At 33.5% G+C, this 16,969-nt stretch carries 17 protein-coding genes; 11 read left to right on the top strand and 6 right to left on the bottom strand.

Annotated elements, in window-relative coordinates:
• Nucleotides 1-67: 67 nt before the first annotated feature.
• Entirely contained in the window at nucleotides 68-1,609 is a 1,542-nt protein-coding gene (locus F0000_RS12755) for an Rne/Rng family ribonuclease (RefSeq protein ID WP_149625109.1), read from the bottom strand.
• Between the two features lie 298 nt (nucleotides 1,610-1,907).
• Nucleotides 1,908-2,198, bottom strand: coding sequence for an HU family DNA-binding protein (locus F0000_RS12750; protein WP_024768281.1), 291 nt, complete (start codon nucleotides 2,196-2,198; stop codon nucleotides 1,908-1,910).
• 130 nt (nucleotides 2,199-2,328) lie between these two features.
• Here F0000_RS12750 and mutY point away from each other — a divergent pair, with 130 nt between their 5' ends.
• The 7 genes from mutY to F0000_RS12715 all read left to right on the top strand — a co-directional run bounded on the left by mutY (nucleotide 2,329) and on the right by F0000_RS12715 (nucleotide 9,871).
• Nucleotides 2,329-3,381, top strand: a complete 1,053-nt coding sequence (mutY, locus tag F0000_RS12745; protein WP_149625108.1) for an A/G-specific adenine glycosylase — start codon at nucleotides 2,329-2,331, stop codon at nucleotides 3,379-3,381.
• 43 nt (nucleotides 3,382-3,424) lie between these two features.
• Nucleotides 3,425-3,886 (top strand): single-stranded DNA-binding protein, encoded by a 462-nt coding sequence (locus tag F0000_RS12740; RefSeq protein WP_149625107.1) that lies wholly within the window; start codon nucleotides 3,425-3,427, stop codon nucleotides 3,884-3,886.
• Between the two features lie 24 nt (nucleotides 3,887-3,910).
• Nucleotides 3,911-5,242: a gliding motility-associated protein GldE gene (gene gldE, locus F0000_RS12735; RefSeq protein WP_149625106.1), complete on the top strand. Its 1,332-nt coding sequence runs from the start codon at nucleotides 3,911-3,913 to the stop codon at nucleotides 5,240-5,242.
• Complete coding sequence (gldD, locus tag F0000_RS12730) at nucleotides 5,235-5,810, top strand: gliding motility lipoprotein GldD (RefSeq protein ID WP_149625105.1); 576 nt, start codon at nucleotides 5,235-5,237, stop codon at nucleotides 5,808-5,810. The genes gldE and gldD overlap by 8 nt, the downstream gene beginning before the upstream one ends.
• Nucleotides 5,811-6,118: 308 nt before the next feature.
• Nucleotides 6,119-7,561, top strand: a complete 1,443-nt coding sequence (locus tag F0000_RS12725) for a glutamate-cysteine ligase family protein (protein WP_149625104.1) — start codon at nucleotides 6,119-6,121, stop codon at nucleotides 7,559-7,561.
• Nucleotides 7,562-7,572: 11 nt separating this feature from the next.
• Nucleotides 7,573-8,865: a hypothetical protein gene (locus F0000_RS12720; protein WP_149625103.1), complete on the top strand. Its 1,293-nt coding sequence runs from the start codon at nucleotides 7,573-7,575 to the stop codon at nucleotides 8,863-8,865.
• Between the two features lie 130 nt (nucleotides 8,866-8,995).
• The gene (locus tag F0000_RS12715) at nucleotides 8,996-9,871 is read left to right on the top strand and encodes a DMT family transporter (RefSeq protein ID WP_149625102.1); all 876 of its coding nucleotides are present in this window, start codon (nucleotides 8,996-8,998) and stop codon (nucleotides 9,869-9,871) included.
• A 610-nt stretch (nucleotides 9,872-10,481) separates the two neighbouring features.
• Here F0000_RS12715 and F0000_RS12710 read toward each other — a convergent pair.
• Complete coding sequence (locus tag F0000_RS12710) at nucleotides 10,482-12,545, bottom strand: pitrilysin family protein (protein WP_149625101.1); 2,064 nt, start codon at nucleotides 12,543-12,545, stop codon at nucleotides 10,482-10,484.
• Between the two features lie 13 nt (nucleotides 12,546-12,558).
• Complete coding sequence (locus tag F0000_RS12705) at nucleotides 12,559-13,881, bottom strand: pitrilysin family protein (protein ID WP_149625100.1); 1,323 nt, start codon at nucleotides 13,879-13,881, stop codon at nucleotides 12,559-12,561.
• A 171-nt stretch (nucleotides 13,882-14,052) separates the two neighbouring features.
• On the opposite strand from F0000_RS12705, the gene F0000_RS12700 reads away from it, so the two are divergent.
• From F0000_RS12700 to F0000_RS12685, 4 genes are all read left to right on the top strand, one after another.
• Nucleotides 14,053-14,526: a DUF4199 domain-containing protein gene (locus F0000_RS12700; RefSeq protein ID WP_149625099.1), complete on the top strand. Its 474-nt coding sequence runs from the start codon at nucleotides 14,053-14,055 to the stop codon at nucleotides 14,524-14,526.
• Between the two features lie 99 nt (nucleotides 14,527-14,625).
• The gene (gene rplU, locus F0000_RS12695; protein ID WP_149625098.1) at nucleotides 14,626-15,270 is read left to right on the top strand and encodes a 50S ribosomal protein L21; all 645 of its coding nucleotides are present in this window, start codon (nucleotides 14,626-14,628) and stop codon (nucleotides 15,268-15,270) included.
• Between the two features lie 33 nt (nucleotides 15,271-15,303).
• Complete coding sequence (gene rpmA / locus F0000_RS12690; protein WP_149625097.1) at nucleotides 15,304-15,564, top strand: 50S ribosomal protein L27; 261 nt, start codon at nucleotides 15,304-15,306, stop codon at nucleotides 15,562-15,564.
• A 100-nt stretch (nucleotides 15,565-15,664) separates the two neighbouring features.
• A complete protein-coding gene (locus F0000_RS12685) occupies nucleotides 15,665-15,988 on the top strand; it encodes a hypothetical protein (RefSeq protein ID WP_149625096.1) in 324 nt (107 codons plus the stop codon).
• A gap of 54 nt (nucleotides 15,989-16,042) precedes the next feature.
• On the opposite strand, the gene F0000_RS12680 is transcribed toward F0000_RS12685, so the two are convergent.
• Nucleotides 16,043-16,741 carry a M57 family metalloprotease gene (locus F0000_RS12680; protein ID WP_255452713.1) on the bottom strand — a complete coding sequence of 233 codons (699 nt, stop codon included), beginning with the start codon at nucleotides 16,739-16,741 and terminating at the stop codon, nucleotides 16,043-16,045.
• 67 nt (nucleotides 16,742-16,808) lie between these two features.
• Entirely contained in the window at nucleotides 16,809-16,955 is a 147-nt protein-coding gene (locus F0000_RS28605; protein WP_223148899.1) for an IS3 family transposase, read from the bottom strand.
• Nucleotides 16,956-16,969: the final 14 nt, after the last annotated feature.

Below are 16,969 nucleotides of genomic sequence, written 5' to 3'. Positions count from 1 at the left end.
ACAAAGCTTTTATTAAATGTAGTAAAAACAAAAAACCCAGCCTATACATAATAAGCTGGGTTTCGTTTTATAATTTTATCACTTCTCCATTTTCATCGAGAAAATGATATTCTAAATACGTGTAAGCGTCTCTAGGTATAATTTTTACCCATTTTTTATGGTTAAAAAACCATTGAAAACGGGTGGATGGAAATCCTTTAGTTAAAAAAGCTGCGATAAAAGGATGCGCACTTAGCGTAATCTTTTTATACTCTTTTTTAATTAACTTTTCTAAATCGACCTTAATTTTATCTATTAAAACTATTGGTGCCTCAATCTCACCATTTCCTCCGTTAGGGTTTTCCTCACGAGTTTTGATATTCATTTCTGGTCGTACACGCTGTCGCGTGATTTGAATCAAGCCAAACTTACTTGGCGGTAAAATTTTATGCTTTGCCCTGTCGTCTTTCATCTCTTCACGTAAGTGATTGAAGAGTGTTCTTCGGTTATCTGCATTATTCATGTCTATGAAATCGACTACAATAATGCCCCCCATATCCCTAAGACGTAGTTGGCGAGCTAGCTCTGTTGCACTGATTAGATTTACCTCTAAGGCAGTGTCTTCCTGGTTTTTGGCTTTATTTGATCGGTTTCCACTGTTAACATCAATGACATGCATTGCTTCTGTGTGCTCTATGACTAAATAAGCACCTTTACTCATGGAAACTGTTTTGCCAAAACTGGTCTTGATTTGTCGTTCAATACCATGTTTTTCAAAAACAGGAGTTTTTGAAGTGTGTAATTTTACGATTGATTCTTTTTTTGGTGCAATTTCTTGCAGATAATCTTTTACTTGATTGTAGAGTTCTTCCTCGTCTACAACGATCGAAGTAAAGGTGTCATTAAAAACATCTCTTAGTATAGAAGATGCTCTGTTCATTTCACCTAAAACTTTTGACGGATGATGTGCTTTGTATAATTTCTTACACATAGTTTCCCAACGCCCAACTAGATTTTGCAAATCTTTATCTAGTTCTGCTACTTTTTTGCCTTCCGCTACAGTACGAACAATAATTCCGAATCCTTTAGGTTTAATACTTTTTACCAGTCTTTTCAGACGTTCTTTTTCATCAGAAGATTCTATTTTTTGAGAAATAGAGATTCTGTTTGAAAAAGGTACTAACACTATATATCTACCAGCAATCGATAGCTCTGAGCTAATTCGAGGTCCTTTTGTAGATATAGGTTCTTTTACTATTTGTACCAATAGTGATTGATTTGATTTTAATACATCAGTAATAATACCATGTTTATTAATATCATCTTCAAAAGAAAAATTCTTAAGAGAATATTCTTTTGCTTTACCTGTGCTTACACGTTTAATGAATTTAAGTAAAGAAGATACTTGAGGACCGAGGTCATGATAGTGCAAAAATGCATCTTTCTCATAGCCAACATTAACAAATGCGGCATTAAGACCTGGGACAGCTTTGCGTATTTTGGCAATAAAAATATCACCTACAGCAAAATTACTGTCATCTTCTTCCTTATGTAATTCAATTAGTTTTCCATCTTTTAACAAGGCAAAATCTGTGGAGGAACCGGATCTAATGATCAATTCTTTGTTCACTCTAAATTAGATTTTTATCCACCTCGAAATATTTTGTATCGAGACAGATGGATTAAACAATTTTATTCACAGGAATTTTAATAATCCCGTTGAAATAAAGTATAATAAAGGTAGAATTATAGTATACTTTATCTCGATTTCAAAGAACTTTTTTAAAAGAAAAAAGTAGTTAGAAAACTACTTTTTCTTGTGACGATTAGCTCTTCTTCTCTTTTTACGCTTGTGCGTAGCTACCTTATGTCTTTTTCGTTTTTTACCACTTGGCATAGTGTGTGCTTGTTTATTTATTATTAATTTTTTACTTAACTTCTACGTTAGTTTTTACTCCTTCTACAAAAACTTTTGCCGGTTTAAAAGCTGGGATGTTGTGTGCTGGAATTTTAATTGTAGTGTTTTTAGAAATGTTACGTCCAGTTTTTTCTGCTCTTGTCTTAATGATAAAACTACCAAATCCTCTTAGGTATACATTATCACCACTTTCTAAAGAACTTTTTACTTCTTCCATAAAAGTTTCAACGGTTGCCTGAACATCTCCTTTTTCTATTCCTAGTTTTTCTGAAATTTTTGCTACAATATCTGCTTTAGTCATTAGATTCCTATTTAGGGGTTTTTAAATTTTCAAGGGGGCAAATATAATAATTTAAAATCCAAAATATCAATACTTAAGATGAAATTATCATCTTTTAAACGTTTAATTTTGTAAAACTTATGATTTACTTATGATTTTCTCTAAAAAACTCATTTCGTGGTACTTACAAAACAAAAGAACAATGCCGTGGAGAGAAACTACAGATCCTTACCGGATTTGGCTCAGCGAAATTATACTGCAACAGACCAGAGTTGCACAAGGATTACCGTATTATATGTCGTTTATTGATACCTATCCTACGGTATTTGACCTGGCAAATGCCGAGGAAGAACAGGTGCTTAAATTATGGCAGGGATTAGGGTATTATTCCAGAGCAAGGAACTTGCACGCTACTGCCAGGTATGTTGCTAATGATCTTAAAGGTGTTTTTCCTGTCACTTATAAAGAATTACTGACGCTAAAGGGAGTTGGAGATTATACCGCCAGCGCGATCGCATCAATATGTTATAATGAAGCTGTTCCCGTAGTAGACGGAAATGTATATAGGGTCTTATCCCGTTATTTTAATATAGCTACACCTATTAATAGTACTGAGGGAATAAAGAACTTTAAAAAACTGGCAATTGAACTCATAGATCATAAAGATCCTGCTACTCATAATCAGGCAATTATGGAGTTTGGAGCATTACAATGTAAGCCTCAAAGTCCGTATTGTATCATTTGCCCTTTGAATGAAAGCTGCGAAGGGCTTAAAAAAGGAAAGGTTTCGGTACTACCTGTAAAACTCAAAAAACAAAAGATAAAAAAAAGATACTTTAATTATCTGATATTTTTTATCGATACACGTACAACAATAATCCGGCAAAGAGCAGGCAAAGGTATTTGGCAAAACCTTTATGAGTTTCCGTTAGTAGAAGCCAATAGTGAGGTAGATATGAATTATATAGAGAATTCTGATATTTTTAAGGATATAATAGGAGATGTGAAGTATGAAATTACGCTTTATGAAGAGCCGTTTATAATCCATAAGTTATCACACCAACATTTGTATACTCGTTTCTATATTATTAATCTTATAAAAAAACCAAACAAAATTGAGGGACATACACTTGTGGAGACAAAAAAAATCAAAGAATATCCGGTTCCCATATTAATAGGTAATTTTATAGATCGGGTTTTTTAGGTGTGGTGCTTTTTTATTACATTTACTATAAATAATAAAGCATATGTCGGGGACGTTAAATAAAGTAATGCTTATTGGGCATACTGGTGATGAAGTAAAGATGCGTTGGTTTGAAGGAGGAGGATGCATAGGTAGATTTCCGCTGGCAACAAATGATTCTTATGTAAATAAAAGTACTGGAGAAAAGATGATTTCTACAGAATGGCATACGATCGTAGTTCGTAATAAGGCTGCAGAAATATGCGAAAAATATTTAAAAAAAGGAGATAAAGTGTATATCGAAGGTCGCCTTAAAACAAGAAAATGGCAGGATGATCAGGGTAAAGACAGATATAGCACAGAAATACAATGTATTGATTTTACGTTTTTAACTCCAAAAAATGAAAACCAACAAACTGAAATGATTGCACAAAAAAAACAATCGGGAGTAGAAACTTCTGATTCTCGTGAACAGTCTGTTTCATCAACATCCCCAGGGATGGAAGAAGATAATCTTCCATTCTGATATGTTTAACTAAACACTCTTAATTTGGATCCTGATCCTGAACCGTTATTTATTCTATTAGCAGCTTTTGATACTTCACAGCTAATTAATCTTGCTGTGCTTTTGTTTTTATTGCTCTGTTCTGCGCTTATATCTGGTAGTGAAGTTTCTTTATTTTCCTTAACACCTTCTGATTTAAAAACAGATGATGAGGATGCGTCGATAAATCAAAAAATAATTCGCAAATTATTAAGTAAACCTAAGAAATTACTAGCCACTATATTAGTCGCCAATAATTTTATTAATATAGCTATCGTACTTCTTTTTGATTCTCTTGGAAAAATTTATTTTAAGGGACTTGATGAAATTGTATTATTTGGGCTGGAATGGTTAAAACTAAGATTTATTGTAGAAGTTGGCGTAGTTACTTTTTTGATTTTACTATTTGGGGAAATTTTACCAAAAGTCTACGCAAGTAGAAATAGACTCAAATTTGCTAATTTTATGGCTAGACCATTGGGTTTATTGGATTGGCTTATAAGCCCGATAAGCCTTCCAATGCGTTTTGTAACTATCGGAATTCACAATAAACTAGGAAAACAGAAGTCAAATATTAGTGTAGATCAATTATCTCAGGCATTAGAATTAACTTCTGATACAGATACCACTACCGAAGAAAAAAAAATACTAGAGGGAATTGTGTCTTTTGGTAATACCGATACTAAACAGGTTATGATCCCCAGAATTGATATTTTTGCAATAGATAATCAGACTGCATATAAGGATATTTTATCAGAGATTATTGAAAAAGGATATTCTCGCATCCCTGTTTATGAAGATAGTATTGATAAGGTAATCGGGATTCTGTATGTAAAAGATCTATTGCCATATATAAATCATCAAAATTTTGATTGGATTAATTTGCTTAGAGACCCATATTTTGTACCGGAGAACAAGAAATTAGATGATTTGTTAAACGATTTTAAAGATAAAAAGAATCATTTGGCAATTGTAGTTGATGAGTATGGCGGGACAAGTGGCTTAATTTCTCTTGAAGATATTATTGAAGAAATTGTAGGAGATATTAGTGATGAGTTTGATGATGAAGATTTAATATTTTCGAAGTTAGATGATTATAATTATGTTTTTGAAGGTCGAACCTCATTAAAAGATTTTTATAAGATTTTAAAATTAGAAGATACGAGCATTTTTGAGAGTAAAAAAGGTGATGCCGAGACTGTAGCAGGATTTTTATTAGAAATATCAGGAAGCTTTCCTAAGCCGGGAGAAGTACTAACTGTAACGAATTATGATTTTAAGGTAGAAGCCTTAGATAACAAGCGTATTAAAAGAGTAAAAATAACAATTCATGAATAAGAGAACTTCATACCCTTTGTTTTTAGTAATTATTTTCTGCTTATTGATTTCTTGTGGAGGAGAGACTTTACCTAAACCTAAAGGGATGCTGCGATTAAGTTATCCTACTCCTGATTATGAAAAATTTCAAACAGATTGTTCGTATACTTTTGAGAAAAATAAGATCAGCAAGTTTCAAAAACCAAAATATAATAGAAAATGCTGGTACAATCTGGAGTATCCTGACCTAAAGGCAACAGTCTATATTTCATATCACAAAATACATAATAACCTGGATTCACTTCTCAGAGATGCTCAGAATCTTACCCAGGAACATTTTGTAAAAGCAGATGCCATTAAGCCAAAAGATTTTATAAATACTGAAGACAAAATATATGGTAGAATCTATACTGTATCTGGTAATGCTGCATCACAGAGTCAGTTTTATGTGACAGATAGTACGACGCATTTTTTATCCGGATCTGTATATTTTAAAGTAAGACCCAATTACGATTCTATACAACCAGCGGCAAACTATTTGCATAATGATGTACTGCATCTAGTAGAAACTATCAAGTGGGGAGAATAATATAACTTCCTGAATTGTTTTTCTCAAAATTCCTGCATAACCTCAGAAAGTAAGAAAATGCAAATGATATTACACGATTTATATGCTCACTATGAATATATTATTATGAAACAATAATAATTGTATGGTTATTCACCTCTTTCATTTTTGTAATACATTGTGAAGTAGTTTGTTGCGGTAAATCCTGTTTTTTTTGGTTTTTTTATTTTATTTTTTGGGGAAATTTTAGTCTATTTTTGAATTGCTTTATTTGTTATAAATATATGGCAGATAGTGTTTTTATGTACTTCTTTAAATAGATAATATTAATGCAAGCCATAGTTTCAGAGTTTACAAAAGGTTTTCGTTTTACAAAGAATAACAAGGCAAGAGGAATCGGGATTGAATGTGAATTACCAGTTGTTACTCACAAGGGTGAAGCGGTAGGTAGTGATGTTATTCAGGATATGTTTCTGTATTTAGAAAGAAAAGGCTTTGTGCTTAGAAAAGATTCTTTTTCTGGTCTGTTTACAGTTGCAAATAAGATCAATACCACTAATCTTGGTAAATACAATTATGATTTTGATTCAGTGACAACAGATGTTGGGTATGCTATATTAGAATTAGTTTTAGCGCCTCAGGATAATTTGTATGATATTCAGACCAGATTTTCAGAACTATTATTAGTACTGATAACTTATTTTGATCATCGATCTTGTTTGATATTAGGATATGGTATACAACCGGTTACACCACCTTCTTCTAAATTGCTGATGTCCAGGGAGCGATATTGCTTTTTTAAGAAGTTTTCTTATACGAATTATATAGTTTCAGCATCACAAGGAGTGGACGCTGATTTATTAACGATAACAGCATCTAATCAATGCCATATAGAAATTGAATTAGAAGATGCTGTACGTGCTACAAATGTATTGAACGCTCTTTCTGGTTTGCAAATTGCATTGCATTCTAATTCTCCTATATGGAATGGTCGCATAGATGCAGTGTGTAAAACCAATCGCGAAATATTCTGGGAACAATGTTTTACTGATAGACGTAATCAAATAGGAATTCCACCTAAATTTAAAAATATAGAAGCCTATGTGAGCTATTTACTGGATTTTAAACCCTTGCTGGTGAAGAGAGCAGGTAAATTCTTAAAGATAGAAAACAAAAAAACTTTCTATGAATTTTTATTCGGAAAAACGGCCACAATAGCAACTAATTTGCAAGGAAACAGGGTGAGTATAGAGCCAGATATCACGGACATGCAATATCTGATTCCATTTAGTTGGTTTAATGCTCGCTTAGTACCCAGGTATGGTACCATAGAAAGCAGAATGTGCTGTCAGCAACCTCCAAAGGAAACCTTAACTTCTGTTGCTTTAACATTAGGATTGATTGAGAACTTAGAAAATTCAGAAAAATTGATGAATCGATTCTCATTACAGGAATGGCAGGATTTACGATCAGAGTCTATCAAGAAAGCTTTTTGTGTTTACATTGACGGGAAACCTATTATTAGTTTACTTCGAGAACTGCTGGATATCGCAAAGGAAGGGTTAAAGAAAAGAAACTTATGCGAAGAGCTGTTTTTAGAGCCTTTGTATAGGAGATTAGAAAGCCAGGCTTCTCCAGGCGATACAGGAATAGAGGTTTTTAGAAATGGCGGGATAAAGCTTTTTTTAGATTTTTATTCATTTAAAAAAGAGCATTGCATAAGAGTTATGAAAAACACATCCATAAGTCAACTTAAAGATGATATGGTATAATTCGAGGTCAATTGGAAAATAAAAAAAAGAACACGAATAAAATTACCGAAGAAGAATGTTTTATTGATCGTATTCCTGATAAAATTTATCAGGAAATGATAACTTTTTTTACAGAAGAATATCATTTTAAGAATGGTCTCGAGAATGGTGGACAAATGAGAATAGCGAACTACTATGTAGGTATTAGCCGTTCTTTGTCAAATTCTTTTGTCGATTTTATTAAAAAGGCTACTCAGGAAATATCAGAAGATACTTTTCCTGATATATGTGTGCTTGATGGGTTTGATTCAGTCTTAGAAAACCTTCTGCCTGTCGAACAGGGAGGTGGTTTTTCTCTAGGTAGTTTTGATATGGCAGTTTCAGAGAATGGTCTTCAGAATATTGAATTTCAGGCCGTAGCCACGTATCCTTTTAGCGCTGCAAAATTAAATCAAATCCTCTTGGATAGGATGTCTTTTATGAATGCTTCTATTTTTGCAGATAGTCCATTTACTTCCTGGGAAGATTTCATAAAAGTGTACAATGAGTTGATAACTGGTACAGGAACAGCAGGAGCTGCCATTGTAGATCTTAATATTAAAAACCAAAAAACTAATTTTGAATTTTATGCAACACAAAAGGAATTAAAAGAAAGTGTTGCTATGGTGGATGCACTATCTATTTTTGAAAAAGATGGCGAATTGTTTTACCCTGATTCTGATACGAATACATCATTGATCAGGCTTACTCGGTTTTATAATAGAATATTGATATCTGAAGCACTTTTTGAAGAAAATTACCCGGAAAAAACAGACGTGTGGAGGTTTCGGTTTGATAGAAAGTATAATTCTTTAAAGTTTGTTAATCATCCTGCTAGGCAGTTTCAGGTTTCCAAACGACTTTCGCCTTATATAAAACATCCTTTTAATCCAACTTGTTATGAGTTATCGGCAGTAGAAAATCAATTTAGAGGAGGGATGTTAAAATATGAAGATTATATATGGAAACATAAATGGGGGGCAGCAGGTCATCGAATAATCTTGTCTCCAACACTAGAAGAGCTGGATAGTTTGTCAGGAAATTTACAGGATTATATTGCACAGGAGAAGGTAGATTTCAAAATTTTTAAGACAGATGACGGGTTGCAGAAAATTGTAGAATTAAGATTTATGACTGCTCAGTATAAGGACGATATGGTAATTGTACCCATGGCCAGAATTGGGCATGTAAGTAGAGATCAAAATGATGAGATCACTTATAAGATTCATTTTGGAGATAATAACAAAGAAGGATATGGTTTTAGCCCTGTTGTTATTTTTGATTAGAGGTAAAAATATTGATATTTTAGAGCGATTGAATTTTATTCTCTAAATAAATCACATATTCGTTAAATTTTTCTGATATGTAGATACTGCTAGCATAATTTTAGTGATTTTTGCGATCTATTAAAAAGAAATGCAAGAGAAAAATCTTAAATGGATTTACCTGATAGTACTGTCATTAGTATGGGGTAGTTCTTTTATCTTGATAAAGAAATCATTGATTGGTTTTACTCCTATACAATTAGGAGCAATCAGAACATTATTAGCAGCGATATTTTTACTATTAATTGGTTTTTCAAGTATAAAAACAATAAAAAAGCAAGAATGGAAATGGGTAACTATTTCTGCGTTTGTTGGAAATTTTATTCCAGCATTTTTATTTGCATTTGCCGAAACTGAAATAGACAGTGCAATTGCTTCTGTACTAAATTCTACAACTCCATTGGTAACATTGATTTTGGGAACACTGATATTTTCACTAGGGTTTCATAAAAATCAGTTAATTGGCGTGATTGTGGGGCTAATGGGGTGCTTGGCATTGATATGGGAAGGAGCCGCTGTCAACCCTAATCAAAATTATTGGTACGTTTCTCTAGTGCTTGTTGCTTCTGTTTGTTATGCTATAAATGTAAATATTATAAAACGCTATATGCAAAATATCTCCCCAATGGCTATTGCCAACGGTAATTTTATAATGTTGATAATACCTTCATTGGTTATATTGGTTTTTTCAGGCTTTTTTAAGACTGCAGTGTTGACAGATCCAAAGGTGCATACAAGTTTGGGGTATATATTTATTCTAGCAATTTTGGGTACAGGAATAGCCAAGGTTTTATTTAACAAGCTTGTTCAGATAAGCACACCGGTTTTTGCGACATCAGTTACATATATCATCCCAATTGTTGCGATGACATGGGGTATGCTAGATGGTGAGATATTCACTTTATATCAGGGACTAGCGTCAGGAATCATTATTCTGGGAGTATATCTGGCAAATCGAAAAAAATAATACGAACCTGATTCTGATTAACTCCAGTGCGTCGATTTGAGTGAAATTCTGATAAAAATTTTGTCTCGAAAACAAGTGTTTTGGGTGTGATGCCATTTCTTAAATGAGATTACATGCTAAAATAATTTCTTTTTTAACTCAGGGTATGGTGACTTCATTTAAGAATTTGGTATAAAAACCTAATCTCGATACACTTTTTCTTTTTCAAAACACTAGGATTGATGGTTTTTAATCTTCTACATAATAAGCTCAGGTTACTCGATAATCGAGATTTATACGATTTATAACTAAAAATTTCGCATATTCATCGTTTCTTTTTTCTTTCTACTTCGTTTAAAAAATAAACCGTAGCTATAGCTATGCTTGATTTTTTTGCCTTGCATAAAGAAAAAATAATTCAATGAATTTATACGAATTTTTTAATCACAAATCGTATTAAATGCTCCGTGGCTTTCCTCGAAGTCAACATGTTTTTTTCAATAAATGCCTCGGGCTTGCCCCGAGGTAGTTTACTATTTCAACTTTTATGTGGGTATTTTTAAATCATAAATACTATAAGACCCGTTCTGGTGTAGAACGGGTCTTTATATTTTTTGTCTAATGTGACGTGCTATTTAAAATCTTCATCGCTTACACCTTCATTGATTTTGACATCAGAAACATTGAAATCAAATTTCTGCGGACCGACAGCAATTGAAATGGTAAAAGGAAATTTTATTCCATTAACTTCTTTATAATTACTATAATCAATTGTTGTTGTAGTTGGTTGACCATTTTGTTCCTGTACTAAAATGTCTTTCACTTTCAGACCATTTTCTGTGTCAAAATAAGTAGTTTTCTTATCACTCATTTTTAGTTTATACGCTTTGCCACCATCATAAGAATCAATACCATCTAATGCTGCTGTAGCGTTCTTAAGTTCTGGAAAAGGAAAAACTTCTTTTTTTGCGTCTGTAGTTTCTTCTTCGGTATAGTCAATTTTTTGCCCCTGAACCATTCTATATCCTTTTATGCCATCAAATATGTTTTTGCTCACAGAATTACCGCCAAATAAGATGTCTGTATTTGTTTGATTGTTTGTAGTTACCTTGGTCGTCATATTTAGACTTGCGCCTCCCATAGTCGCAGCGGCGGTCATAAAAGTAGATTGTACAGCTTCTAGCTTGTCTTTTCCGCCAATTGCCTTGAAATAAGTTTCTAAAACGGATTGAGCGGTTACACCCTCTGGAGTGGCTGCATTATAATTCGGTTTTTCCGTTTTGTTGCCATACTTATCAAAGTATAAAACGGGAATTTTCTTGCCATTAAAAGTTACTTTTTCCAGATTTTCTAAAACATCACTTCCCTTACCTGTTACAACAACGCGTGCATTATCAATATTAAAATATTTTTTTGAAGCCTTTTGTACATCCTCTATAGTAATTGCATTGATACGTTCTAGATAGGTTTTATAAAAATCTTTAGGAAGACCTTCAATTTCTATATTCAATGCATATCGAGCAATGGTTTCTGGCTTTTCCAGTGCTAAAACAAAATTACCAACATATTTGGCTTTTGTGTTTTTTAATTCTTCTGCAGAAACGGGTTCTTTGCTAATACGATCTATTTCTTTTAAAATTTCAACGACAGAACTGTCAGTTACTACGTTACGCACACTGGCAGTTGCTCTAAATCTTGACGGGGCATATTTGTCATTGCCTAATCTGGAATAAGAACCATATGTGTATCCTTTATCTTCACGTAGGTTAAGGAAAAGACGTGCTTCTCCTCCTCCTCCCAGAATTTGATTGGCAACCAATGCAGGAAGATAATCAGGGTCACTCATTTTTAAGTCTACCAAATTTTGAACAGCAATTTCTGATTGTACTGCATTGGGAACATCTATAAAGTTGATTTGTGTATATTGGGCATTAGCAGGCTTAGAGAAATTAACCGAAAACACCCCTTTTTTAGACCAGGGAGTAAAACTTTTTTTTACTAATGAACGCGCTTCTTCAAAATTAACATCTCCTATAATAATAAGATATGCATTAGAGGGAGTGAAAAATTTTTCATAAAAACTTTTCACATCTTCCAGCGCTACATTATTTACAGTCTTTTCACTTGTGAATTCTCCATAAGGATGCTTTGCTCCATACGCCAGTACTCTCTGCACTCTGCCAGCAATAGAGGCAACGTTTTTTTCCTGAGTTTTTAACCCGGTAATCAGCTTTGCTTTTTCTTTTTCGAACTCTTCCTGAGTAAAATTAGGATTGATGGCAGCATCAGACAATAACTCTAATATTCTTGGAAAATATTTGGATAAAGAAGATGAAAAAGCACTCTGTGATCCAAAATTCATCGTTGCACCCAGAAAATCAACCTCTTCATTAAAATCATCCTTTGATATGGAGGTAGAGCCATTGCCTAGGAGGCTGGATGTAAGGCTTGCAACTCCGGCTTTGTCTCCTTCCTGTATAGGAGAGTTGTCAATTTGCAATTGTATGCTTACTCTGGGTAGCTTGTGATTTTCTACTACTAATACTTTTAATCCGTTATTGAGTTCGAAACGTCTGGCTTCTTTTAGGTTTATTTCTGGAGCTGGGCCAGATTTAGGCATCTTGCTTCTGTCAACTTGCGCCTTAAGGTTTATGACCACAAAAGCCAATACCAATGTTATTATTATTTTTTTCATTTTTTATAATTTCTTAGTTTTCAGCTTTATCTTTTGGTAAGTAATCAATGATGGCTCTTTGGTTAGGATTCAGATGCTTGCTTGCTACTTCTTTAATTTCTTCACGCGTAATAGAGCGGTAGATTTCGATTTCTTTATTAATCAAAGAGGTATCCTTGTATAGCAGATTATATTTTGCGAGAGAATTAGCGATGCCAGACACACTGGAATTAGAATTTACGAAACGATTTTCAAATTTATTCTGCAACTTTTGATAGTCCTTTTCAGAGATTAATTCATCTCTTACTTTTGCAACTTCTGCTTCCATTTCGGTAATTAATACATCAAGCGTAGTGTCTCCTACCGGAAGTGCAAATACCAAATACATCCCATAATCTTCTTGCGGGATGCTAAAAGCACCTACTTGTAAGGCTTGTTTTTGTTGATCCACCATTTTTTTATAAAGTTTTGAGCTTTTTCCATCACTCAAATATGTGGAGATCATTTCTAATACATAAGCATCTCTTTCTCTAAATCCTGGTGTTCTATAGGCAATAGCTGTTGCAGGAATCTGAATATTGGCATCATATGCTTTGGTGTTAATTTGTTCTGTGATAGGTTCCTCCTTAGGGTAGTTGCGCGTAATTTTTTCACCTTTGGGAATGGCAGAAAAATAATCGTTAATTAATTTTTTGGTTTTATCAATATCAATATCTCCCGCAACGACTAAAACGGCATTGTTAGGGATGTAATATTTTTTATTATAGGCAATTACATCATCCAATGTGGCGGCATCCAGATCTTTCATGTATCCTATATTAGGATCTTTATAAGGATGTATTTTAAATAGGTTTTTTCCTAAAACGGGTAGTAGCTGACCATAAGGAGAGTTATCATAACGTAATCTTTTTTCCTCTTTTACAACCTCTTGTTGCGTGTCTATGCCCTTTTGGTCAATCACAGGATGCAACATTCGTTCTGATTCCAACCATAAGGCTAGTTCTATATTATTAGAGGGGAAAACCTCATAATAATACGTTCTGTCCTGTGAGGTATTAGCATTATTCTGTCCTCCATTAGAGGAAACGATTTCAAACCATTTTCCTCGTCCTATATTTTTTGTTCCTTCAAATAAGAGGTGTTCAAAAAAATGAGCAAATCCAGTACGACCTTCCGTACGATCTTTTCCGCCTACGTGATACATAACGGAGGTTGTTACTACTGGTGCCCCATTGTCTTGATGTAAAATTACGTGAAGACCATTCTCCATGTCATACTCCGTAAATTCCACTTCCTGAGCACTAATAGATGCGGCAATTACAAGTCCACAAGCAATTGTGTAAAATTTAGTTTTCATTAGTAATAATTTTATTTATCAGATTTGTATGTAAATATCGTGTTTTGTTACAACTTTTGTGAAAAAGCGATACGTAATTCTAATTTACTTAAAAACAATAAATTAACAGTTTGTTGGGTTGAAAAACGATCTAAATTTCATAAATTTATGTTAAATCAAATACATTGAATCATGAAGAAGTCAACGATACCAGTTAAATATGGAGTTCTCATCGCAATAGGATTGATCGCATATTTTTTAATTTTATCATTGATAGGTGTACAAACGAATCCTATATTTAGTTTAGGAAATGGTATTATCGTTGCCATTGGTTTGTATAGAGCTATGAAAGATTATAAAAAAGAGAAAGGAAGTGCTTTTGAATATCAGAAAGGTTTTATGGCAGGATTATTTACAGGGTTTAATGCTACAGTAGGTTTTGTTATTTTCTTTGCAGTATACGTTACGAATATAAATACTGATTTTCTTCCGATAATGCTTGCCAATTGGAGTTCTCATTATCATGTAGGTGTGGGTCTTGTCGTTTTTGTTTCGGCTATTATGGGGTTTGCAACCACTTTTGTATTAACACTATCTTTTATGCAATTATTTAAAGAAAGCTGGAATACGAAAAAAAACTCCAATTCTTATTCTTTAAAAGTATAAAATATTTGCCATTTAATTAATTAGCAGTATATTTGCACCCGCCTAAATTGAATAGGCAGTAGTTCTTTTATTAGTATAAAATAAATTAAACGTTACGCTATGTACGCAATTGTAGAGATAGCAGGGCAGCAATTTAAGGTTGCAAAAGACCAAAAAGTTTTTGTACATCGTTTAGCAGGTGAAGAAGGAGATAAAGTCGCTTTTGACAAAGTTCTTCTTACTGTAGATGGTGAAAATATTACTTTAGGCGCCCCAGCTATAGATGGAGCTCAAGTAGGAGCAAAAATCACAAGACACCTAAGAGGTGATAAAGTTATCGTTTTCAAGAAAAAGAGACGTAAAGGATACCGTGTTAGAAATGGTCACCGTCAATCTCTTACTGAAATCATAATAGAAGATATAGTATCTTCTGGAGCTAAAAAAGCTGCTCCAAAGAAAGAGGCTAAAAAAGAAGCTCCAAAAACTGAAAAGAAAGCCGCTTCAAAGAAGACAGCAAAGGGAGATGATCTTAAGAAGATTGAAGGGATCGGTCCTAAAATTGCTGAAACCTTGAATGCTAATGGAATTGTAACTTTTGCAGATTTGGCAAAAGCTGACCCTAATCAGATTGCTGAGTTTATCAAGGATGTTCGTGGTAATCACGTGCCTGATACCTGGCCTAAACAGGCAGAAATGGCTGCTGATGGTAAGTGGGATGAATTAAAAGTATGGCAAGATAAATTAGATGGTGGGATTGAGAAATAATCCAACTGATTAATCATATAAAATCTAAAGAAAATGGCTCATAAAAAAGGAGTTGGTAGTTCGAAGAATGGTAGAGAGTCCGAATCAAAACGCTTAGGAGTTAAGATATTCGGAGGTCAAGCTGCTGTTGCTGGTAACATCATTATTAGACAAAGAGGTACAACACATAAGCCAGGTGAGAATGTTTACGCTGGTAAAGATCATACATTACACGCTAAAATTGATGGTGTAGTAAAGTTTACTAAGAAAAAAGATAATAAATCTTATGTTTCTATAGTTCCTTTTGAAGCATAAGGATATTTTCCTTTGTAATAAATATTGAAGCCCTTTTTGAGTTGATCTCAAGAAGGGTTTTCTGTTTTTTATTTATTTTTAAAAGATTAAAACCATACACATGAAATCATATACAATTACAGTTTTTCTTTTGTTAATTTCTTTTTCGATACAATCACAGGAAATTCCTAAATACAATTATTTAGAAATTATAGTAGTCCAAAAGGCTAATAATAGTGGGCGAGTAAAAAGAATAAAAGTACAAGAGCAGAAATCTTTAGAAGGAAAACGAATTACTATTAAAGAAATAGAAGACTTGGAAGGAACGTCTGATTTGTTAAATTATATGAATGATGCTAATTGGGAGTTTGTCGATCGCCAATCGGTAGTGTCTGAAGAAAATGATCCAGTCTGGATGAGTTATATTTTTAGAAAGAGAAAGTAGCTTAAAATAGGAAGGTCATATAGAAATTCTAGATGACCTTCTATGTTGTTATTATTAAAATTCGGCTCTCTGAAAAATTCTGCGGATTGCGGTTTTATCCTGTGATGTCAGTGAGAATACGCCGATATCGGTAGCACAGGCAGCCATTATTGAATTGGTATCACTGGTATCAGTGCTGGTACCTGGAATGTGTTCGATAACTCTGTTTCTGGAACCATCAGTAGTATTCAAACCACAAGAGGTTCGCGTATCAAAATCGGAGTGAACAATTCCGAATGTGTGTCCAAGTTCGTGTAAAAAAATGCCTTTAAAAAAGAATTCTGGAGTATTTAATTCAGTATTATTAGGAGTTATGGTGATGGGTGATCCAGGGTTGCCATTTTTTGAGAAACTTGCTATCGCGAATTCTCCTTCTCGGAAATCATTAATATTTCTAGCGTCTCTGAGTATGAGTACGGTTGAGTTTTTGTTGTTGGATTCCTCGTGTTGCTTTTCTGTTCTTTTTTCAAATTTTAGACTTACAGCTTCCAGATTTAGACTGTTTAGATCATTAACTGCATCTTCTAATGCCTGCATCTGTGTGTTGTCTAGTTTTCTTTCGGTATTAGAAAGCCCGGCGACAACTATAGTTCGCTTTCCATTTGCTGGTAAACTAATCCGATTTGTGTTGGTTCTTACATAGAGTTTGGTTGTGGTTTCACTTGATTGATGACTGAAATCTTTAGTCATTTGTTTTAGATCTTGTGATTCAATAAAAATATCATCGAAACGGTATATGATACTCCCAATGCTTAGGACAGCTTAAAGATATTTTTAATTTCTAAGAAGCCATTTGTTTTTGGTAAAATATTTGATTTGGGGGTACTTTTCCAATTTCAGTATGTCTTCTTTTGGTGTTGTAAAACTCAATATATTCTTTTACTTTTTGATATAAATCTAATCCACCATTAGGCGGATTGAGATATATTTTCTCATATTTTA

Origin of the sequence: Aquimarina sp. RZ0 (assembly GCF_008370685.1) — a bacterium.
Lineage (GTDB): Bacteria > Bacteroidota > Bacteroidia > Flavobacteriales > Flavobacteriaceae > Aquimarina.
Note: the sequence above shows the minus strand (reverse complement) of the source record. Positions and strands in the feature narration are given on the sequence as shown.